We start from the raw sequence: 20,097 nt of genomic DNA, 5'->3' as shown, positions 1-20,097 counted from the left end.
CAGGAGCTGGGCATGACACAGACATATGACGTGACGCCGATCCGCGGCAGCGTGAGGGCGGCTTTCGCACCGCTGGTGTTCGGCTGCGTGGTGTTCAGTGGCAGCATTGCACTGGCGCAGACGCTGCCGGGCGGAGGCACCGTGACCCATGGCGCCGCGAGTATCGCCGCGCCGTCGAACGGGACGCTGAACGTCAACCAATCCTCGAACAGCGCCATCATCAACTGGAATTCGTTCTCGATCGGTGCCGGTGGCACCGTCAACTTCAACCAGCCGAGCGCGGCGGCTGCCACCCTCAACCGCGTTACGGGTACCACGCCCTCCAGCATCGCCGGCACGATCAACGCGCCCGGCACCGTGCTGCTGGTTAATCCGAACGGTATCGCGATCACTAATACGGGTGTCGTCAATACTGGCTCTTTCGCGGCCTCAACGCTCGACATCAGGAACGAGGACTTCCTATCGGGCAAATACAAGTTTACCGGTAACGGCTCCTCGGCTGTTGTCACCAATGCCGGCCGCATCAACGTGTCCGACGGCGGCTTCGCAGCGTTGCTCGGTGGCCGCGTCGCCAATGACGGCGTCATTTCGGCGCGGCTCGGCAAGGTCGGTCTCGGCTCCGGCGAGATGATTACGCTCGATCTGTCCGGCGACGGCTTCCTGTCGGTCGCTGTACCGTCCAACCAGCTTGGCAATCTCGTCGATGGCACCGGCAAGGCGCTGGTGACCAATAGCGGAAAGATCCGTGCCGATGGCGGACAGGTGTTCCTCAGCGCCGCCACGGCGAACAACATCCTGCGCGATGCGGTGAACGTCCCGGGCACGATCCGCGCCAATTCGGTCGGCACCCGCGCCGGGCGCATCGTGCTCGGTGGCGGCGAGGGTGGCCGCGTCAACGTGTCCGGCCGTGTCACGGCGACCGGCAAGTCGCGCAATCAGGTGGCTGCCAAAAAGACAGGCGGCCAGATCGACATCAGCGGCGCCGAGATCGCGCTGGCCGGTGCGCGCATCGACGCGTCGGGCGCGGCCGGCGGCGGCGGCGTTCGCATCGGTGGCGATGCCTATGGTCGCGGCGATTTCCAGCATGCCGTCAAGGTCACGGCGGATTCGGCGACGGTGATCCGCGCCGACGCGCTGGACAGCGGCAAGGGCGGCAAGATCGTGCTGTGGTCGGACGGCCTGACCAGCGTGCGCGGCACGCTGTCGGCGCGCGGCGGTGTCAATGGCGGCGACGGCGGCCTCATCGAGACCTCGGGCAAGCAGCTCGATTTCGCGGGCATCCGCGTCGATGCGTCCAGCCCGAAGGGCCGCACTGGTGACTGGCTGCTCGATCCGGTTACGCTGACCATAGATTCCGCAGCGGCGGCGACCATCGGCGCCAATCTCGGCTCGGCCAATGTCACGCTGATCACCACGGCGTCCTCAGCCAGCGGGCCGGGCAACCAGTCGCAGGGCGCCGGCGATATCATCATCAATGCGCCGATCTCCTGGACATCGGCCAATACGCTGTATCTCAATGCCTATCGCGACATCCAGATCAACGGCACGATATCCGGCCGCAACGGGACGCTGTGGCTGACGTCGCCCGGCAGCATCTCGCAGACCGCGCCGATCATGGTGTCTAACCTGGTGCTCCCGATGACGTTCACATCGGTATCACTGACCAGCGCCGGTAATGTCGTCGGCCGGCTGTCGAGCGATACAGCGAGTGTGGGCTGGGGGAACGAAGACCCGCAGCCGTTTACTCCCGGTTCGGTGGCCTTCACCAACAACGGCAATCTGGTAACCGGCGACCTCATTGGGCGCGATATATCGCTGGTGATCGGCGGCTCGCTCACTTTCGAAGGCAGCATTCGCGCAACAGGGACGGCGGCCTCGACCTCGACATCGATCGTGGCGTCGGGCGACGTCACTGCCGGAAGGATCGGCAGCATTGTCGGCGGCAATATATCGATCACGTCGGGTGGTGCGATCACCACCAACTCGCTGGGCTCGTTCGGCACGATCAATCTGCGGTCGGCCGGAAATATCCAGATCAACGATCACATTTCCAACTTCAACAGTGCGCTGACTTCGGTGACGCTCCGCTCCGACAACGGCCTCGTCAACTTCGCGTCCAATGCGCGGGTGAATACGGCCACGCCCGTCGAAATCTTTTACAATCCCTATGCGGCAACCGGCAGCTACGCCAATACGATCAACTATTCCAGCATCACGCAGAGCGGCTACGGCGCGACCGTGGCAGCGTATATGCTGGTGAATGATGTCTACCAATTGAAGGGAATCGAATCCAATCTCGGCGGTACCTACGCGCTGGGCCGGGACATCGATGCCAGCGTGACGTCGACCTGGACCTGTCTGAGCGGCATCTGCCGCGGCTTCGATCCGATCGGTGCGTTTGGAGATGGTCGCCCCTATCAGGGCTTCACCGGTACGCTCGATGGCCGCGGCTATGCGATCCTGAACATGTACCAACGCCGCGGCGAAGGGCAGGTCGGCGGTGGCGATGTCGGCGTGTTCTACCAGAACAATGGCACGATCCGGAATGTCGGTATCATCGGCGGTTCGTTCAGTGGCAATGCCAGCTATGTCGGTTCGATCGCCGCAGAGAACAATGGCACGCTGACGAATGTTTATTCGACGGCGAGCGTGACCAACATCGCCAGTTCGCTGGGCGCGGGCGGTCTGGTGGCACGCAATAATGGCATCATCAATGGCGGCTCCTATTCGACCGGTGCCATCCGCGGCTATGTTGTTGGCGGCATCGCCGGCTACAATTACGGTACCATCCAGGACTCCTATTCGGCCGGCTCGGTCACCGGCGCGACGGCAGGTGGCATTGCCGGCATCAATGGCGAAGGCGCCATGGTCCGCTGGACTTATTCGCTTGCCAGCGTGAACGGCACGAGCTGGACCGGCGGTCTTGTTGGCGAAAATCAATGGAGCGTGATGGGCTTCGCGTCGCTTCAAGATTCGTATTTCGCGGGCGTGGTGTCCGGCACCAATGTGGGTGGCATCGTCGGGCGCAACCAGTTCCGCGACTGGGATACGATGGAAAGCTTCAATTCCCAGCACAGCCAGTCAGCACGCATCTGGCATGTTTACTGGGATCAGGCCACGTCCGGCACCAGCCGCGCCTTCGGTCGCTCCTATCACGACATGCCCGGCGGCTGGACGTCGGAGCAGATTCAATATGTTGCTGCGCTGAACACGAATTCCGACAACAGCCCGTATTCGCTTAACTCCTACAGCAATTTCAACGACCCGAACTATCTCAATGGATACCAGGAAGGCAACTTTCACTCCCACTGGTACATGGTGGACGGCTATACGCGCCCGTTCCTGAAGGCCGAATATTCGACCAACATCCAGAACCTGCACCAGTTGCAACTGGTGAATATGAACGGTGCTGCCAGTTACAAGCTTGCGCGCGACATCAACGCGTCGGCAGAATTGTCCACCGGGATGTGGAAGGGCAACGCCTTCTCGCCGATCTCGCCGATCAGCTATAGCGGTTACACGACGAAGTACTTCATGCGCCTGCAATTTGGCGAGAATCGACCGTCCGATTCGTATGAGGTCTGGAACAATGGAGTGCGCGAGGTCTACACGACTGTTTATACGCTGGGCGAGACAGGTTATTCGCAGTCGGCCCAGTACGCCGACTACGTGAAAACGCCATCTTCGTTCACCGGAACATTCGACGGCCAGGGTCACACGATCAAAAATCTCTTCGTGAACATGACTGACGGCAATCATGCGGGCGTGTTTGCTTATCTGGCATCGGGCAGCTTGGTGAAAAATCTCGGCGTCGTCGACAGCAGGATCATAGCCGACTGGGGATCGGCCGGCTCGATCGCAGGGCTGAGCGATGGCACGATCTTCCGCTCATGGGCGTCCCGCAGCGACGACGCGAGCGGGGTCTACTCGAACTACGCAGCGGGCGGCCTGGTCGGCTACAATCGCGGTACGATCGAAGAGTCCTACAGCACCGTGGCGGTCGAGGCCGTCGGCCAGCAGTCCGATTGGGTCACCTTCGTCGGCCAGGCGGGCGGCCTCGCGGGCGTCAACGTGAATGAGAACGGTGGCTCCGGTCGGATCGTCAATTCCTATGCGACGGGCCTGGTGCGCGGTAACGGAACGATCGGCGGTCTCGTCGGCACCAATGCGACCAATGACGGTGTCGGAACCATCGTCAATTCCTATACGACCGGGCGGCTCGACCGAGCCTGGAACTATGGGGTCCACTTTGTCGGCTCGATCGTCGGGCGCAATGTCAGCGACAACGGGCGAACGGGAACGGTCACGAATTCGTACTACGATTCCAGTGTCTCGAATCCGTCTTCGCTCGATCCCAATCGCGGCCTGACCGTCGTCGGCACCGGCCTCACCACGGCGCAGATGCAGGATCTCAACACGTTCCGCACCGTCTATGCCGGTTGGGACTATCGCAATGTCTGGATTCCGTCGAACAGCGCGGGCCAGTCGGATGGCGTCGCGCGCTATCCGGAATTCTACTGGGCGAATCACGTCGCCGTCGTCGAGACGTCGAACGCCACGCGTATGTATGGCGATGCCAATACGACGCTGGCGGCGATGATCTACGGCCTCAAAAACTATGATACGCCGAATGTGATGCCGATCACTGTGAGCTCGCCCGCCAACCAGTCGTCCGGCGTAGGCACCTATGCCGTGTCGGCAGGCTTGACCGTATTGCCGCCGCAGGTTGTTGGCGGCGGCGCTCCTGGTCAAACGGGCATCTATCAGCAGTACGTGGGTATGCGGATCAATAACGGGTCCGACATTATCTGGGATCGGGCCTCGACAGCACAACAGATCGCAGACCGCATCAACCAGTTCACTGGGCAGAATGGCGTCACAGCGGCAGTCAATGGAAATGGCGCCGTCGTTCTCACTGGTACCAGCACGTTCTCGCTGGTTCCGATGGGGGTGACGATTGGCGATGGCGTGGCCTGGCTGCATCTGACGCCATATGTCCAGATCACATCGACCCAGCTTCAACCCGTCAGCACCGACGGGGCGCGCTACCGCATTGTCAACCTGCCGAGCGGGCAATTGACGGTGACGCAACGTGCGATCACGGTGGCCGCCGATGCCGGTCAGGGCAAGACCTATGGCGACACAGGTTCTGCCCTCACTTGGCAGGTGACTAGTGGATCGTTGGTGAATGGCGACAGTCTCACCGGCACGATCGGCCGCGCCGCGGGCGAGAATGCCGGCAACTATGCCATCAATCAGGGCTCGCTCGCCGCATCCTCGAACTATCGGGTGAGCTTCGTCGGGACCGATTACAGTATAGCCAAGCGCACCGTCACGCTGTCGCTCACCGGCACTGTCGAGAAGCAGTATGACGGCACCAACACCGCCGCGCTCGGCGCCAGCAATTTCACGCTGAGCAATGTGGTTGCGGGCGATGCCGGGCTGCTATCGGTGGCGAACCTGCCGACCTCGGGCAGCTATGACAATGCCAATGCCGGAAGCGGCAAGACCGTCACCTTCAATCTCGGTTCCGGCGGCCTCGCCGGCAGCGCGGCCGGCAATTACACGCTGGTCGTCACGAACAGCCGCAATATTGGCAGTGTCACCAAGGCAGCGCTGACCATCACGGCGAACGACCAGTCCAAGACCTATGGCGATACGCTCGCCCTCGGCAGCACCGGTTACAGTGTCGGCGGCACGCTCTATGGCACCGACCGTGTGACGGGTGTGACACTGGCGAGCCTCGGCGCGGACGCGCTGGCGAATGTGACCGGCGCGCCTTACGGGATCACGGCCAGCAATGCACTCGGCAATGGCCTCGGCAATTACACCATCAGCTATGCCGGCGGTTCGCTGTCGGTCGCGGCGGCGGACATCATCGTGTCGGCGAATGGTGGCAGCTCCGTCTACGGCCAGTCGCCGTCCAATCCCGGCTTTACGGCGCAGGGCCTGAAGAACGGCCAGAATGTCGATGTCCTGACCGGCCTCGCCAATTCGTTCGGTATCACCTCCACCACCGGCGTCGCCGGCGGCCCATATGCGCTCAGCGTGGCGGGGGCACTGACCAATGCGAATTATCGCGTAACGGCGCGCAATGATGCGAGCTGGACCGTCACGCCGGCCTCCATCGTCGTCACCGCCAACGGTGGCACGTCGGTCTATGGCAGCGCACTGGCCAATCCGGGCCTGTCGGCCGCCGGCCTGCAGAACGGCGAAGACGTCAATGTTCTCACCGGCCTGCGCAATTCGTTCGGCATCACTGCAGCCACCGGCGTCGCCGGTGGCCCCTATGCCCTGAATGTTCTGGGTACGCTGACGAACCCGAACTATCACATCGCGTCGTTCAATCCCGGGAGCTGGACCGTCACTCCCGCTTCGGTCGTCGTCACCGCCAATGGCGGCACCTCGGTCTATGGCAGTTCGCCGCTCAATCCGGGATTGTCCGCCTCCGGGCTGCAGAACGGCGAGGGAGTCGATGTTCTGACCGGGCTCGTCAATTCGTTCGGCATCACCGGCCGGACCGGCGTCGCGGGCAATCCCTATTTGCTCGACGTAGCCGGAACGCTGACCAATCCGAACTATGCGATCTCGGCCCGCAACAGTGGCGTCTGGATCGTGACGGCGGCGCCGCTGACAGTCACCGCAGATCCCCAGAGCAAGATGTTCGCAGAGCTTGATCCGGCGCTGACCTATCGTCTCACCGGCGGCACGCTATTCAACGGCGACCGCTTCTCCGGCTCGCTGGAGCGCGCGCTGGGTGATGTGGTGGGCGACTATGCCATTCGGCTAGGCTCGCTCGGCGTTTCGCCGAACTATGCGCTGAGCTATGTCGGGGCGGTTTTCACAATCAAGTCGTTCAACGTCTCGCTCGCGCCAACCCCCGGTCAGATCGCCGTGGTCAACCCGGCGGCGCCAACGACCAATACGATGTCGCCGTCCCCTGTCGGCAGTCCGAAGTCCTCCTTCGATAACCTCTTCCAGGCGCCGCCGAGCTCGCCGGCTCCAACCGGAATCGTCGCCGGCAATGCTGGCGGGAGAACCAACACCAACGGATCGCCCAACGATGACGTGACGAACTCCATCGGTGGTGAGCGCGGCGAAGACAGAAAGCGGAGGAACGGTCGGTGAAACAACTTTCGCCGGCAGCTCCGCGTCTCTGAACTGCTCTCAAATCAACGAATAATTGTGATGAGAGACGTGTGCTGAAAGAAAGGATTGGAACTCTTGGCGCCGCGCGATCGCTCTTAGCTCACGCCAAGCTTAAAAGCACTAGAGTTGCCTATGCGTGCGGATACGACAGCATCGCAACATTTCTATCGCGTGTTCCGAAATGCGACGGCGATGGCGCCCAACGACTGGCGTGCGATGCATCGCAAGATCTAACCCGCAGTTGCTTCAAGAACGATCGTGTCATGGGATGACCGCTTCTGGTGCAAAGTCGTCATTCGATCCCTTTGCGATTCCATGAGGGGAGTGTCGGGGATGCGCATATGACCCGCATTCCGCCGACCTAGTACGCGAGATGACGCCGCGTCTGACAGCACCGCTGTCAATTCTCGTCCTCAACGAGCTATTGCAAGCCATCCAACGATGCAGCAACGTGTGCTTGCGAGAAGCAAGCGCCAGCGGACAGGGCCTGGTCCCTTATGATGCAAAGCGAAGGATGCGCTCGGCCATTCTCACATTGGCGAGATCGAGCATCCGGCCATCCAGTGTCACGGCGCCATGCCCGTCCCGTTCGGCAGCGCGCATCGCTTCGATGACACGTTGCGCCGAGGCGCTGTCGCTGGCTGACGGGACGAATGCGGACCGCGTCGGCTCGATCTGGTCGGGATGGATCACCTGCTTGCCGTCATAGCCCATGCTTGCCGCCTTGACCGCGGAGCCGAGCGTGCCTTGGTTGTCCCGGAATGCGCCAAAAGGCCCGTCGATCGCCCTCAGCTGGAAGGCGCGTGCCGCGATCAGAATCCGCATCATCGGATAGGCGAAGAGGTCGAGCGCTGTTTCCCGGTGCTCCTCCGCTGCGGAGGCGACGTGCCTGTAGTCGCGCGGGGACAATCCGATCTCGTCGCTGCGCGCGCCGATCGAGGCGCTGAAATCGCCGACACCGAAATGCAGCGCGGCGACCGTCGCATGCGCAGCGGCGAGGGCATCGACATTGACCACGCCGAGCGCGGTTTCGATCAGGAGCTCAAGCTCCAGCGGATGGTTTCGGTCGCCGCGATGCTGCGACAGCCGCTCGCCGATGCCGATCACATCGGTTACGCGTTCTGCTTTCGGCAGCAAGACGGCGTCCAGCCTTGCGAGGCCGGACAGTTTTTCGACTTCCTCCGCGATGGACGGGCTGTCGATCGCATTGATGCGAACCGTGACGGTCTTCTGCCCCCAGTCCAGCCGCGTGATGGCATCGATCGCCGTCCGCAAGGCGGCGTTCTTTTCGCCGACGGGAACAGCGTCTTCGAGGTCGAGAAACACGGCGTCCGCTGCAGATCCCGCGGCGCGCTCGACCATGCGTTCGCGATGCGCCGGCACGGCAAGATAAGTCCGCGTCAGTCGAGGGGCGGTCATGGGCGGGCTCGTTCTCGGAGTTCAGAGAGGATCGCGTCGGTGTGCTGCCCGACCGCGGGGACCGGACCCATCTGCGGCGTCAGGCCGGGGATCGTGATGGCCGGGAGATAGCTGGTAACAGCGCCATTCGGCGTACCGACATTGACGACGCGATGACGGCTATGCAGTTGCGGGTGATCGAGAAATTCCTCGACGCTGTTGAGGCGCGCATTGGCGATCGAGGCCTGCTCCAACTGGGCCAGCAACTGGTCGCTGGTGGTGCCGGCAATGCGGCTTTCGATCAGACGTTCGAGCTCGTCGCGGTTGGTCATGCGATCCGGATTAGTCACGAATCGCAGATCGATGGCGAGATCGGCGTCATCCAGTACGTTCGTGCAGAGCGAAAGCCATTCGCGTTCGTTCTGGATTCCGAAAAACACCGTCTTGCCGTCGCCAGCGCGAAACGGACCGTAGGGCGCGATCGTGGCGTGGCGCATGCCGGTCCGTTTCAGCGGCTTTCCAGCGCCCGCTGTATAGAGCGAGGGATAGCTCATCCATTCGGTCATCGCATCGAACAGCGACACCTCGAAGGCGGTGCCGCGCCCGGTGCGCTCCCGCGCATAGAGTGCCATCAGAACGCCGTTCAGCACATACATGCCGGTGGCGATATCCGCGATGGCGATGGCGCCCTTGGCGGGATGGTCTTCTGAACCGCTGATCGAGAGCAGGCCGGTCTCGCATTGCACCAGCAGGTCATAGGCCTTTTTGTCGCTATACGGCCCGCCCGATCCGTAGCCGGAGATGTCGCAGGCGATCAGGCGGGGAAAGCGCTCAACCAGAGCCTTCGCATCCAGCCCGAGCCGCTGCGCCGCTCCCGGCGCCAGGTTCTGCAGAAAGACGTCGGCGCCGGCGAGCAGGCTTTCCAGCGCGTCGCGGTCCTGCGGCTGCTTAATGTCGAGCGCCAGGCTTTCCTTCGAGCGGTTGGTCCAGACGAACTGGCTCGACATGCCGTTCAGGACGAAGTCGTAATCCCTGCAGAAATCGCCGCGTCCCGGCCGCTCGATCTTGATAACGCGGGCGCCCCAATCCGCCAGATGTCGGCTGGCCAAGGGCGCAGCAATCGCCTGTTCGAGCGATACCACGGTGACGCCCGACAGGGGCAAGGCGCGCTTTTCTTGGTCCATCTGCTGTCCCGACAATTTTGCTCCGCGCACTTTTAACCGCAGCGATGCGCGCAGGGGGCATACTGGTTTGCCATCGCAGGTATAGGCTGAACCAATAGCGGGTCAGTCAGTGGCCTTGTCCCAGATCGCGGCATGTTCGCGCGCCAGTGTGCGGATGGTCTCCTCCGCGGCCAGTGCGGCCGCGGTCTGCGGAATGCCGGTGGGCAGGCAGAGACCCACGGTGCGATTAATGGCGGGGTTCACCAGCCGTCTCGACAGGATGGGTGTTTCCGCGACCCGGGCGACCCCGGAGGAGTTGATCGTCGCGGCGGTGCCGTTGCGCACGAGTTTCATCATAACCGGCAGGGAGTCGATGTCGGACATCACATTCAGCGGCACGCCGGCTTCCGAGAACGCTTGCTCGACGAGAAGGCGCAGCCCGTTGGTTCTGTCCGGAAGGACCATGGGGACATCGGCCAGGGATGCGAGATCGCAGGTCGTCGCTTCGGGATCGCCTATATCGGGAGCGCCGAATACGGACAATTGCTCGGTAAACAGCGGCCTGACGGTCATACCCGGCGCGTCGGAGCCGCGAAACAGGATGGCCATGTCAAGGCGGCCATTGGCCAGCAACTCGTTGAGATAGCCGCTGAAGCTCTCGAAGAGCTGGAGCTTCACGCCGGGGTGGTCGTGCCGCAGGCGCTCTACCAGCGGTACGGCGAGCACCGAGGCGATGCTGGTGGGAAGGCCGACGGCCACGGGTCCGACGGCGCCGCTGCCCTCGTCAGCAATGTCGGCCGTGAGCTCCTGCATCTGCCGCAATACGATGCGGGCATGACGATACAGTTTGGCGCCCGCATCGGTTGGCTTCACGCCCGTCGCGCTACGCAGCAGAAGCGGCACGCCCAGGTCGTGCTCCATCGCTGCGATCTGCTGGCTCAGCGAGGGCTGCGACACTGCGAGCAGCACCGCGGCCTTCGACAGGCTGCCCATGTCGACCACGTTGACGAAGTAGCGAAGCTGTCTCAGTTCCAAGGCATCGATCCAGTGAAGATGCGGGCAAGCTCGTTTCCTTACACCGAACCGAACTTCGCTGGCCATTGCCAGCGATGGCGATGCGGCCGGTGCCCGATCTTATACCCCTCAGAGCAACAGCCTATGGGACGGGCCCCGGCGAGTATGCCAGAAGGACAACAAAGGCGCGCGAAGCGCCGCATCGGCAAATATCAAGGGGAGGCTCTACGTGCGCCGTCTGTTCATTGCACTGCTCTGGATTGCAGCTTCGCTCACGTTGGCACGGGCGGACAACTATCCGGACCGCCCGATCACGCTGGTCGTGCCCTATGCGGCCGGTGGCACCACGGACGTGCTGGCTCGCATTCTCGCCAAGGCACTCGGCGCCGAACTCAAACAGACGGTGATCGTTGAGAATGTCGGCGGCGCCGGCGGCACGATTGGCACCCAGCGCGTGGTTCGGGCCAAACCCGATGGCTACACGCTCAATTTCGGCAATATGGGCTCGATGGCGGCGATCGTGCCACTGTACCCGAATCTGGGCTTCGATCCGCGCAAGGACCTGACCGGCATTGGCGTGTTCGCGAATGTCCCGATGATGCTTTCGGTCAGCAAAAAGAGCGGCATCGAGAATCTGAGCCAACTGATCGAGCGCCTCAAGGCGCCGAACAACCGCATCACCTTCGGGCAATCCGGGGCGGGCTCGACCGCGCAGCTCGCCGCAGCGATGTTGCTCTATCTGACGCAGACCAATGCGATGCTGGTGCCCTATCGTGGCTCGGGGCCTGCCATCCAGGATTTGATCGCTGGCAATATCGAGGCGGTGATCGACCAAACCGTCACGATGATTCCGGCGCATCAGAACGGGCTGGTGCGGGCCATCGGCGTCACCGGGCCGCAGCGACTGGTGCAGGCGCCCGACGTGCCGACTTTCGTCGAAAGCAATCTGCCGAAATTCGATTTGCAAGTGTGGAATGCGCTGGCGGCCCCTGCCGGCACGCCGCCCGAAGTGATCGCCAGATTGGAAGCGGCGCTCGCCAAGTCGCTCGAGAATGAAGACGTCAAGACGCGCTTCGCCGAACTGGCGGCGCAGGCGCCATCTGCGCAAGGCCGCACGGCCCTGCAGCAACTCATCAACTCGGAGGTCGACCGCTGGTCGATCATCGTGAAGGAAGCGAAGCTCGAACCCTGACACGCGCGAGATGAATTTATCTCTCGCGAGATCGCAGCGCGGCTAGGCGGGATCGATGACTATCTCAAGGTTAAGTGTCTTTGCATGGGCGGGATCTGATTGGTGCCGTTGAGCCCAGATGCTCGCCCGTGAACAACTTAACGTCACGCTTAGGCACTAAGTTATTTTGAGTTGGACAGGCTTATTATGGCGCAGAGCGGATATCAAAAACGTCAAACCGGAGTATTCGCGTTACGCTTCATCAGCAGATTAGGCGAGCTCAGTTGGTCTTGAGGTTGTAGAGCTTGCGCAATCTTTCTTGCGTGCCGTCAATCGCGCGGACTGTATTGAGCTCTGCGGTGAGCCTCAATTGCACGTCGGCCGCTCGGTGAAGTGAGAGAATGCCCCAGTTCGTCTCAAAGCGAGGGTCTGCGATCTCGTCAATGATCACGGCCGTGACGTCTTCGCAGCCGTAGCAGCTGCGGATTTGCAGCAAAGCCGCATGTTCGAGGTCGTGTCGGGAGAGCAGCGACTTCGCCATAGTGGGTATCCCTTGCGTGATCGCTTGAGCCAATTCGAAGACGAGGTTGTGTCTTTGCTTTGCAGCAACGGCAAGTATGGCAGGCGACTCTTAAATCATCACCAGCTTGATCTCGCCGTCGTTGGCTGCAACCAGTTCCATCTGCTCGCGCGCCAGTTTCTCGATCAGCGGCCTGTTGGCGTGGAAGTACCTTTTGGCCTGATCTTTGGTTGGAAACTTGGTCGTCAGGGTACACGCAATTCGGCGGTTGCCGTGTCTTATGTCGAACGCCACGCGCTGAAAGTCATCAGGCGCCTGAACCTGTGTCGAAATAGCAATCATGTTTGGATCCATAAAGCTCGGCGAAAGCCCGAGCTCCAGGAACATTACGACGTCTATGTGTTCAATATATGTGGACGAGGGCGGCAAACCGCCTGAAGGCGATCTCGCTCTCGCTGCGGTTCTCCGTCGGTTAGCCCAGGATAGATTGGTATAGAGCCAGGTGGCGATCTGCCATTCTATCGACGGTAAAGTGCTCAGAAACCGCCGCCCGGCAGGCGCGTCTATCCAGTTCACCAATGCGCTCAACGGCTTGAACAGCTTCGAGGGTGCTATTGACCAGGAAACCTGTCACGCCACCTGTGATCAATTCGGGCATCGATCCGCGGTTACGCGCGATCACCGGTGTTCCGCAGGCAAGCGCCTCAACAACTGATAACCCGAATGGTTCGTCGAAATTGATCAGGTGAAGCAATGCCCGTGCGGATCCCAGAACGCGTGTCCGCTCCAGACCTCCGACCGGACCGAGATAAGTCGCGGACCTTCCCAGTGCTGGCACCACATGACGTTGATGATAGTCCGCATCTTGAACAATACCGGCCATGATGAGGTGGCGGCCAACCGCTTCGGCAGTTGCTATCGCTTCCGCAGCCCCTTTATCGGGATGAATGCGACCGAAGAATAGAAGATCGTCGCTGCCAAGCGGATCGAAGGGAAAATCGTCGATCGGAATGCCGTGATGGATCGTTGCCGCATAGCGAAGGTCGGGATGGCGATTGGCATCGCTGATTGCGACATAATGGACGCGATCCTCATATTCCTTGAAAACCGGAACGATACGGGCTGATGAAAAGCCGTGAATGGTTGTGACGACTGGCGTGTCCACAAGGCGAGAGAAGCCCAGCGGTACAAAATCTGCCTGATTGTGGATGATGTCGAATTCGCCGGCGCGCTCGAAGACATTTGCAACATGCAGGAGTTCCCACGTCTTGGCGTCGAGCGACGGGTCCTCAGAGTATGGTGCCGGCACGACACCTGCGAGATTTCCCGATGTCAAACTGTCCTTCGTGGCAAACAGTGTGACGTCAACTCCCCGCAAGAGCAGTGCCTCCGTCAGCAAGCTCGTCACGAGTTCCCACGGGCCGTAATGCCGGGGAGGAGTTCGCCAGGATATAGGCGCTAACATCGCGACACGCATCGTGTTTAGCCTCGCAGGATGGATGGCGGATAATCAGCTACGTCAATCCGGGCACGGCGGATATATGGCCGACGGATTGGTGGAGGCCCGCTGTAAATTGGATTGACGCGATGACTCAGGAGCGCATGGTGAATGTCATCGATGGCTGGTTCGATGGTGTCATCATCACTGCAGAATGAGAGGCGCTCCGCCCGTCATCTGTCAAGAGCAAGCGCCCCGATCGCTGCAGAACGGCGCGCGGCGCCTTCAGATAAACAGGCAGGAAGCGACCTTTTGTAAATGCTGTTTCGAAAGTGAGGCTCGACATGGTGGCTATGTATCGCCAACCAAACCTGGAAGTCACAGTCACTCCACATCCCCTGCTTTTCTGGGAATGGCAGGTGCAGGACGATGGTGATCTGTTCAACAGTGGCTTCAGCAGCACACGATGGAAGGCTCGGTATGATGGAAACGCAGCGCTTTTCGAGGTCCTGGCAGGCGGATTTTACTCTGAGCCTCTGTTTGACTGATTGTTAAAAGTGCCGCAACGCGGTCTTGCCCGCAAGGCAATCCGATCTTGTTGGGCTAGCGCGGTTCTTCAATAGGCGCCCAGTGCGTGGGATCAATCCGGGTGACGTTGACGCATCCTGCTTCAGCCAGGGTAATAATCCAGTCGCCGTCGTTCCACCATGCGCGGCAGGCGGTTCGCATTTTTTCCGCCTCGGATTCCATGGCATGATCCGAATTGTCATCGTATCCGCCAGCCAGGAATATTGGCGTTCCGTCTTGTGGTGCGGTGTCTATAGGTAGCCAATTCAACGGTTCATGTCCTTGCAGTGGTTGGCGAACAAAGGTGATTGTTTGCCTGAAGCGACGACTACATGCCGCGCACGCGTCTCATGTTGATTTTGCGACAATGTGGGGCGGACGTCGGTGTTTGAAGGCTGAGATGCAGAGAATTCCTTTTTCGGCTTCGTCGGCAAGAAGCATAAGTAGCCGGTACACCTCGGGACTGCTTTGGGCGGTTGCCAAACGTCTGTACCGAGCTGCACGCGCGCCGTTCATGGAAAGGCCGTCGTTAGATGCTGCGTGTTTGCCAGCCTGATGGAGGTCATGTGGTCGTCCGAATGACTGGTTGCGAAGCGATAATGGCATCGAGTGCTGCTCTACCGAGTTGCCGCGCTCATCTTCGTAAAGCGGTGATGGCATGTCGCCCATCGTATCCCAGGTCTTTCTGATTGCCTTCGCAGCAACCTCGATCGCCGCATCATATTCGGACTGCTCGTTACATCTGGCGTGTTGCGGCGTGTGTTGAAGGTCATTCACGGCACTGAATTCCAGCTCTGACATTGAGACCTCCCCTCAAGTTGAGATCGTGCAAGATCTGCTTCCGTTCAATCGAGGATTTGGCGTCACGCAGATTATGACGCGTTCTGACCGGAGGCGATTTAGCCCTGCTGAATAACGATGGCACCAACAATTAAGAAGAGCCAAGAGGAGAGACAGTAGTACCAAAGGCAGAGGCCGATCCCGGATATTGATCGTCCAACGCTCTGATATGGCCACCCCCTTGTTGAGGGGGAAACAGTGCTCACAGACGCCGGTAAAAGCCGAGGTTCTTGCGATGATCTTCAGATCTTACGCTTCCGGTCGGAAATTAAGAATGGAAGATATTATTTTGGAAGCACGAATTGTGTCGCTTCCGGCTTGTGTAGCCGATGCTTCCTCGCATCTGCGATTAGTTGCAGTTGTCCGGCTTTTCGCATGGCAAGCGTTCGCTCGTCTCCGTGAGGGAGTTGAGCAGCTGCCGCAAGCGCGATTATCGCGGCGTGCTCAGCTTCAAGGTGAGAAGCCTTCACCGTCCGGACCTGTGCTGTTGCGATTCCAAAGTACATTCGGAGGTAGGCATGGCAGTCCCGAGACATTGGGCGGGAGCGCGACCGAACTCTCTGTCACCGGTGAATGCCTAAGGACGGGCGATGATGCGGTGCAGTAGATGCCCTTTATGTTCGGAAGTCGACCTAATTCGAAGGTTCTGATTTGCCGCCGGAATCGCTGAGGTCAATCCGCTGGACTGCCCGTGCCTTGGGTGGCTGGTTCAGGAGAATAGGGGGGCTACGGATACATGCGACCGCGGTATGGCGTAGGTGAAGAAAGTCGGATGTCGTCGTGCGGGTCCGCGTCCGGTTCTAGGCGGAGCGGCGCAGACGATATTTTCTGTCGACGACAGGTGGCGTTGCAACGAGCTTTACAGTCCACTTTGCTGCCGATGCATCCATCACGACGGATCTCACCGATCCCGTGACGGTTTGACCGTTCAGCTGAAGTGCGCGCGGCAGCCCGTGATATTGAGCCAGACGAGCGCGCCTGGCCTCGACGAGGTCCGTGATTTCGATGACCTGCATCTGCGACTCCAGAGTTGGCGCGGTACGCTCGACAAGACCCGCGCTACAGGACGGGTAGCATCGTATGGTTAATGAAATGCGTCAGATCGTCTTCAGCAATTCCGATGCTGAAGGCAAGTCAGCGGGCGGGATTGCCATCCAGATTTTGGGACCCCGTATGAGCGCTCGCGGCCCTTCATTGTCGCAAATGAGCCACTCGGTTTCGTCCCAGATGACGAGGCATGGAAATGTCTGAGGCAGCTTGTCCTTGTTTCCGCGTATCCATGTTCCACCCGCAACGATGATCCTTTCATCGTCCTTCGGTGCGGTGCTGATTGGTTGCCACCCGTCGCCCATTTTATCGCCCCTTTGTCTGCGCCTCAGTGCGACTCAGACGCGAGGCCGCAACGTCCAGTTAAAGCGTGCAGACCTTGGCTGCCACATGAAACTTGCTCCCGATTGGCAGGCAGCTAGGCGATTACGGAAGGGCTGTGCATCAAGTCGCATAGTGTCGCGACGAATTTGATTGACCGTCACGGGCATAGGCGCATGGTTCCACCATGGCCTTCAATTTCACCTCCGACGTCAAATCCAAGCAAAAAGATTGCTGGCTAATTTTGAACTTCAGCGGAGAGGAGATTTCCCTGTCGTTCGACGATGCAATCGAACTTAAGATCCAAATCAATCACGTCCTGGAAACGGGAACTCCCAACGAACGGAAGATCGTGAGCGAAGCAGACAGCTGGTCGGCGCTGTGTGTGCCAAATGCGGGCGGTTTCGGGGTTGCCTTTGTCCTGTCGGCGACGTCGACGATAAAACTATGGCTGGATGCCAGGCAGGCCGAGCGCTTTTCTGCAGAACTTCAGACGTTTATCGATCTGGTTGGGAGTCGGAGTTGAAGGGCTTCTGGCATGGCTATGTCGAACTGGTATTGGCCGGCGTGACGTACGAAGCCAGTTACGACATCCTGGATGGCATGGTTCAATTGACCATTGGCCAGTTGATCGTGGTCGCAGAACCGCTGCCGGGTGCGACGTATGAGGAAAGTGCGCTCTACGCTTTGGAGCAGTTCGCGACCGGAAAAATCGTCGCGCGCGGCTAGAGCCGCTCCCCGGGTGCTGGGTCAGCTCGCTGCCACTTCGCCTGCTTTTGTCGTCTCATAGGCAATGTCTGTCTTGTTCATGATGAGGGGCGATAGCCACCCGAGATCGACAAGGCGCTGGTATTTGCTGCGATCGATATTGCCAGCCGTATATTTTGCGCCGCCGTGCAGGACGATCTCACGGATCAGTTCCAGGTCTTCATGTGTCATGATTGCTCCATCTGGCATGATCGCCGATGCGCGTCGGAGCGCCCCGGAAGGGGATTGGACATTTTGATTGAATTTTCTGGTTCTCGATCACCGCGAACGCGGTAGCGCTATCGAGCGCATGGATCATGCGTCGGGTGCCCGTGACCTCAGATGCTGCAGCTATGCTGGCGATGCGCTCTGTTCGACTATTTCTTTCGGGGCTTTTCCGCCTCGGGGTGCATCAGGCCCTTCATGGTCGGAGCTGCTGCGATCGTCTTGGCCTTGTCCTTCTTGGGCTTCTTTACTTCGCGATTGTTCCGTTGTTCGCCTTTGGCCATGGTTTGGTCCTCCGCCCGCACTGGGCTTCGGTGACATTAGCACGTCGGTTGGGTCTCCCGGAGATTATGTTGCCTAAAGCCGCTGTCGCATCGCGGCATCGCGGGCGGACGACCGCCACCCGTCGTCCTGGCAGCCGACAGCCGCATCAATTCAGGAGATGGAAGTTTGCTTGATTGACTCCTTCCTGAATTCAGGGTTGCTATCGTTGAGAGACAACCGGGAGAACTGAAGTGACCACTGGCGTAGTAAAATGGTTCAATGCGACGAAGGGCTTCGGCTTTATCCAGCCGGACGATGGCAGCAAAGACGTCTTTGTTCACATCTCGGCCGTCGAGAAGGCGGGGCTGAGCACTTTGAATGAAGGGGCCAAGGTCAGCTTTGAGGAAGTGGCCAACCGTGGCAAGACGTCGGCGGAAAACCTTCGGGTTGGCTGATCGGGCCTCTTTTGCCTGGCGCCGCAAGTCTGGTGGCGCCCGGCTGTCGGCCAAATGACCACATAACTGGCAGCCCGTCGGACTTGTCCCGGCGGGCGTTTCGCGATGATTTCAGCGGCCGGTTGGTGTCGCGTCGGCTTTCGCGAATGATGGTCAGGAATGCTCGTTTGGGCCAAGTAAATTCAAGCTGCCGTGCAGCTATCCATATCGTTGTGCATGATTGTCTGGCTGGCGCGGCTATCCCATTTGACCGTGACGCTACTCCAGTCCTTGGCGATGACGGTGCCAAAGTCATTTTTATCGTTCTTCCAAAAGACTGTCGTTCCGAGAACGAGCGCCCTTGATTTTTCACCGGTCACTGTGCGTCTCCCAAAAGTTCTACTTGCCGTTTGGTGAAAGGTGCCAACCACGGACGAGCTGGGCGTGCTGAGAAGCCACGTACGGTTGCTTCTACGGTAAAGCTAAGTCAGCTCTTATTTGTCCATCGCTGCGAGCAGGCTTCTTATATCGATCGTCGCGATGTTCGAGTAACTGTCCGAAATCGCATACGGGAAGATAATTTGATCGCCATGCCGCATTGCGCCGCATGTATAGACGACGTTCGGCACATATCCTTCGCGCTCGGACGGCGCAGGCCGAAGGAGCGGTTCGTCCAGGCGCCCCAGCACCTTCGTCGGGTCGTTTTTGTCGAGCAGTGCTGCTCCTATCGAATACTTGCGGACCGGGCCGACACCGTGGGTCAGCAATAGCCAGCCCTCATCTAATTCGATAGGTGAGCCGCAGTTGCCGATTTGAATGAACTCCCAAGGGGCGGCCGGCTTCAGGATCGGCGTGCCGCCATCCCATGTATAAAGATCATCCGAATAGATCAGGTAGAGGTTTTCATTGTCTTGCCGCGCGATCATCGCGAACCGCCCGTCGATTTTCCGGGGGAAAAGTGCCATGCCCTTGTTATGTGATGCGCTGCCTCTGAGGGCTGAAAAGCGAAACGTGACGAAGTCGGACGTCTCGATGATCTCCGAGCGGATCGCCCTGCCGCTATAGGCCGTGTACGTCGCGTAATAGACAGTTCGCTCGGAGTGCTCGAATTTCACAAAGCGCGCATCCTCGATGCCGTTCGATTGCGACTCTGTAATCGGAAAAATGACCCGCTCGCTGATATCCTCGCTGCTACGAAACGTGACAGCGACATCCTCGCCGCCAGGCCCAGACCCGAGGTGTTGAACTGCTGGATTTGATGCGAGGCGTGCGGTCGGATCGATGCTCACGGTCCCGTCGGTATCCACAAGGCCTGTGCGAAATGTCAGGGATGACACATGGCCTTCTCCGACGGCGCGCAGGCTGAGGATGAAGCGCAGGGCGCCGGCTGTCGTTCCCGATTGATCGGGGTGAGGCACGATGCTCGGATTGAAGAGTGCCGATGCTTCAAACGAGTATTCACTCAGGAAATAGGCGCCGACTAGCTGACGCTGAATCGTCGTGAACCGGCTATGGCCGTGGAATGCATCTTCCATTTCGTCAGCGCGGGCCTCGAATGTCTGAAGCAGATTCCGGTGGCGGCCCAGAAAATTTTCAAGCACGTCGGCCAACTGATGCTCTGCCTGCTCGGGACTGAGCGCAAGAATCCGGTCGACAATATGATTGGCGCGGGTTTTATCTGTCGCCTTGAGATCGCGTGGCTCCGTCGCAGGTTTAAACGGCCGTACGATGACTCGGGATGCATCGGGCCGGAGATAGAGCGCCTGGCGATTCAGTATCGGAGATGAGGGCAAAGGGAA

At 59.9% G+C, this 20,097-nt stretch carries 18 protein-coding genes; 5 read left to right on the top strand and 13 right to left on the bottom strand.

Annotation, left to right across the window (positions count from 1 at the left end):
* Window positions 1-12 precede the first annotated feature (12 nt).
* Entirely contained in the window at window positions 13-7,128 is a 7,116-nt protein-coding gene (locus AC1DUY_RS04505) for an MBG domain-containing protein (RefSeq protein ID WP_478112523.1), read from the top strand.
* A 516-nt stretch (window positions 7,129-7,644) separates the two neighbouring features.
* Here AC1DUY_RS04505 and AC1DUY_RS04500 read toward each other — a convergent pair.
* The 3 genes from AC1DUY_RS04500 to AC1DUY_RS04490 form a co-directional block, all read right to left on the bottom strand.
* The gene (locus AC1DUY_RS04500) at window positions 7,645-8,568 is read right to left on the bottom strand and encodes an HpcH/HpaI aldolase/citrate lyase family protein (RefSeq protein ID WP_478112521.1); all 924 of its coding nucleotides are present in this window, start codon (window positions 8,566-8,568) and stop codon (window positions 7,645-7,647) included.
* Entirely contained in the window at window positions 8,565-9,731 is a 1,167-nt protein-coding gene (locus AC1DUY_RS04495; RefSeq protein WP_441230479.1) for a CaiB/BaiF CoA transferase family protein, read from the bottom strand. Before AC1DUY_RS04495 ends, AC1DUY_RS04500 begins: the two co-directional genes overlap by 4 nt.
* A 102-nt stretch (window positions 9,732-9,833) precedes the next feature.
* Window positions 9,834-10,745 carry a LysR substrate-binding domain-containing protein gene (locus tag AC1DUY_RS04490; protein ID WP_478112519.1) on the bottom strand — a complete coding sequence of 304 codons (912 nt, stop codon included), beginning with the start codon at window positions 10,743-10,745 and terminating at the stop codon, window positions 9,834-9,836.
* Window positions 10,746-10,953: 208 nt separating this feature from the next.
* On the opposite strand from AC1DUY_RS04490, the gene AC1DUY_RS04485 reads away from it, so the two are divergent.
* Complete coding sequence (locus AC1DUY_RS04485) at window positions 10,954-11,916, top strand: Bug family tripartite tricarboxylate transporter substrate binding protein (protein ID WP_478112517.1); 963 nt, start codon at window positions 10,954-10,956, stop codon at window positions 11,914-11,916.
* 259 nt (window positions 11,917-12,175) lie between these two features.
* Here the strand turns inward: AC1DUY_RS04485 and AC1DUY_RS04480 are convergent, their stop codons facing one another.
* The 6 genes from AC1DUY_RS04480 to AC1DUY_RS04455 all read right to left on the bottom strand — a co-directional run bounded on the left by AC1DUY_RS04480 (window position 12,176) and on the right by AC1DUY_RS04455 (window position 16,276).
* Complete coding sequence (locus AC1DUY_RS04480; RefSeq protein WP_089266051.1) at window positions 12,176-12,436, bottom strand: hypothetical protein; 261 nt, start codon at window positions 12,434-12,436, stop codon at window positions 12,176-12,178.
* A gap of 90 nt (window positions 12,437-12,526) precedes the next feature.
* Window positions 12,527-12,802 carry a hypothetical protein gene (locus AC1DUY_RS04475; RefSeq protein WP_478112515.1) on the bottom strand — a complete coding sequence of 92 codons (276 nt, stop codon included), beginning with the start codon at window positions 12,800-12,802 and terminating at the stop codon, window positions 12,527-12,529.
* Between the two features lie 85 nt (window positions 12,803-12,887).
* On the bottom strand, window positions 12,888-13,823 hold the full coding sequence (locus AC1DUY_RS04470; RefSeq protein WP_478112513.1) for a glycosyltransferase family 4 protein: 936 nt from the start codon (window positions 13,821-13,823) through the stop codon (window positions 12,888-12,890).
* A gap of 633 nt (window positions 13,824-14,456) precedes the next feature.
* A complete protein-coding gene (locus tag AC1DUY_RS04465) occupies window positions 14,457-14,603 on the bottom strand; it encodes a hypothetical protein (protein ID WP_158596715.1) in 147 nt (48 codons plus the stop codon).
* A 165-nt stretch (window positions 14,604-14,768) separates the two neighbouring features.
* Window positions 14,769-15,221, bottom strand: a complete 453-nt coding sequence (locus tag AC1DUY_RS04460; RefSeq protein ID WP_478112511.1) for a hypothetical protein — start codon at window positions 15,219-15,221, stop codon at window positions 14,769-14,771.
* Window positions 15,222-16,060: 839 nt separating this feature from the next.
* The gene (locus tag AC1DUY_RS04455) at window positions 16,061-16,276 is read right to left on the bottom strand and encodes a hypothetical protein (protein WP_147421564.1); all 216 of its coding nucleotides are present in this window, start codon (window positions 16,274-16,276) and stop codon (window positions 16,061-16,063) included.
* Between the two features lie 539 nt (window positions 16,277-16,815).
* Here AC1DUY_RS04455 and AC1DUY_RS04450 point away from each other — a divergent pair.
* On the top strand, window positions 16,816-17,154 hold the full coding sequence (locus tag AC1DUY_RS04450; protein ID WP_068734854.1) for a hypothetical protein: 339 nt from the start codon (window positions 16,816-16,818) through the stop codon (window positions 17,152-17,154).
* Window positions 17,151-17,357, top strand: a complete 207-nt coding sequence (locus AC1DUY_RS04445; protein ID WP_089266057.1) for a hypothetical protein — start codon at window positions 17,151-17,153, stop codon at window positions 17,355-17,357. Before AC1DUY_RS04450 ends, AC1DUY_RS04445 begins: the two co-directional genes overlap by 4 nt.
* Before the next feature lie 21 nt (window positions 17,358-17,378).
* Here AC1DUY_RS04445 and AC1DUY_RS04440 read toward each other — a convergent pair whose 3' ends face one another.
* Both AC1DUY_RS04440 and AC1DUY_RS04435 read right to left on the bottom strand, forming a co-directional pair.
* Window positions 17,379-17,567: a hypothetical protein gene (locus tag AC1DUY_RS04440; protein ID WP_093756915.1), complete on the bottom strand. Its 189-nt coding sequence runs from the start codon at window positions 17,565-17,567 to the stop codon at window positions 17,379-17,381.
* A gap of 185 nt (window positions 17,568-17,752) precedes the next feature.
* Window positions 17,753-17,884 carry a hypothetical protein gene (locus AC1DUY_RS04435; protein ID WP_256461247.1) on the bottom strand — a complete coding sequence of 44 codons (132 nt, stop codon included), beginning with the start codon at window positions 17,882-17,884 and terminating at the stop codon, window positions 17,753-17,755.
* 231 nt (window positions 17,885-18,115) lie between these two features.
* Here AC1DUY_RS04435 and AC1DUY_RS04430 point away from each other — a divergent pair, with 231 nt between their 5' ends.
* Window positions 18,116-18,319, top strand: coding sequence for a cold-shock protein (locus AC1DUY_RS04430; protein ID WP_068734860.1), 204 nt, complete (start codon window positions 18,116-18,118; stop codon window positions 18,317-18,319).
* Between the two features lie 182 nt (window positions 18,320-18,501).
* On the opposite strand, the gene AC1DUY_RS04425 is transcribed toward AC1DUY_RS04430, so the two are convergent.
* Both AC1DUY_RS04425 and AC1DUY_RS04420 read right to left on the bottom strand, forming a co-directional pair.
* Entirely contained in the window at window positions 18,502-18,678 is a 177-nt protein-coding gene (locus tag AC1DUY_RS04425) for a hypothetical protein (protein ID WP_158596714.1), read from the bottom strand.
* A gap of 114 nt (window positions 18,679-18,792) precedes the next feature.
* Window positions 18,793-20,091, bottom strand: coding sequence for a glycoside hydrolase family 130 protein (locus tag AC1DUY_RS04420; protein ID WP_478112506.1), 1,299 nt, complete (start codon window positions 20,089-20,091; stop codon window positions 18,793-18,795).
* Window positions 20,092-20,097: the final 6 nt, after the last annotated feature.

The sequence above is a fragment of the Tardiphaga sp. P4_G1 genome (genome assembly GCF_056401215.1).
The sequence above is the reverse complement of the archived record's forward strand: the minus strand, read 5'-3'. Positions and strand labels throughout refer to the sequence as shown.

Coding starts and splice junctions, on each gene's coding strand:
- AC1DUY_RS04505 (WP_478112523.1), top strand. CDS start 13: ATGACACAGACATATGACGTGACGCCGATCCGCGGCAGCGTGAGGGCG.
- AC1DUY_RS04500 (WP_478112521.1), bottom strand. CDS start 8,568: ATGACCGCCCCTCGACTGACGCGGACTTATCTTGCCGTGCCGGCGCAT.
- AC1DUY_RS04495 (WP_441230479.1), bottom strand. CDS start 9,731: ATGGACCAAGAAAAGCGCGCCTTGCCCCTGTCGGGCGTCACCGTGGTA.
- AC1DUY_RS04480 (WP_089266051.1), bottom strand. CDS start 12,436: ATGGCGAAGTCGCTGCTCTCCCGACACGACCTCGAACATGCGGCTTTG.
- AC1DUY_RS04475 (WP_478112515.1), bottom strand. CDS start 12,802: ATGTTCCTGGAGCTCGGGCTTTCGCCGAGCTTTATGGATCCAAACATG.
- AC1DUY_RS04465 (WP_158596715.1), bottom strand. CDS start 14,603: ATGGAATCCGAGGCGGAAAAAATGCGAACCGCCTGCCGCGCATGGTGG.
- AC1DUY_RS04460 (WP_478112511.1), bottom strand. CDS start 15,221: ATGTCAGAGCTGGAATTCAGTGCCGTGAATGACCTTCAACACACGCCG.
- AC1DUY_RS04455 (WP_147421564.1), bottom strand. CDS start 16,276: ATGCAGGTCATCGAAATCACGGACCTCGTCGAGGCCAGGCGCGCTCGT.
- AC1DUY_RS04450 (WP_068734854.1), top strand. CDS start 16,816: ATGGCCTTCAATTTCACCTCCGACGTCAAATCCAAGCAAAAAGATTGC.
- AC1DUY_RS04440 (WP_093756915.1), bottom strand. CDS start 17,567: ATGACACATGAAGACCTGGAACTGATCCGTGAGATCGTCCTGCACGGC.
- AC1DUY_RS04435 (WP_256461247.1), bottom strand. CDS start 17,884: ATGGCCAAAGGCGAACAACGGAACAATCGCGAAGTAAAGAAGCCCAAG.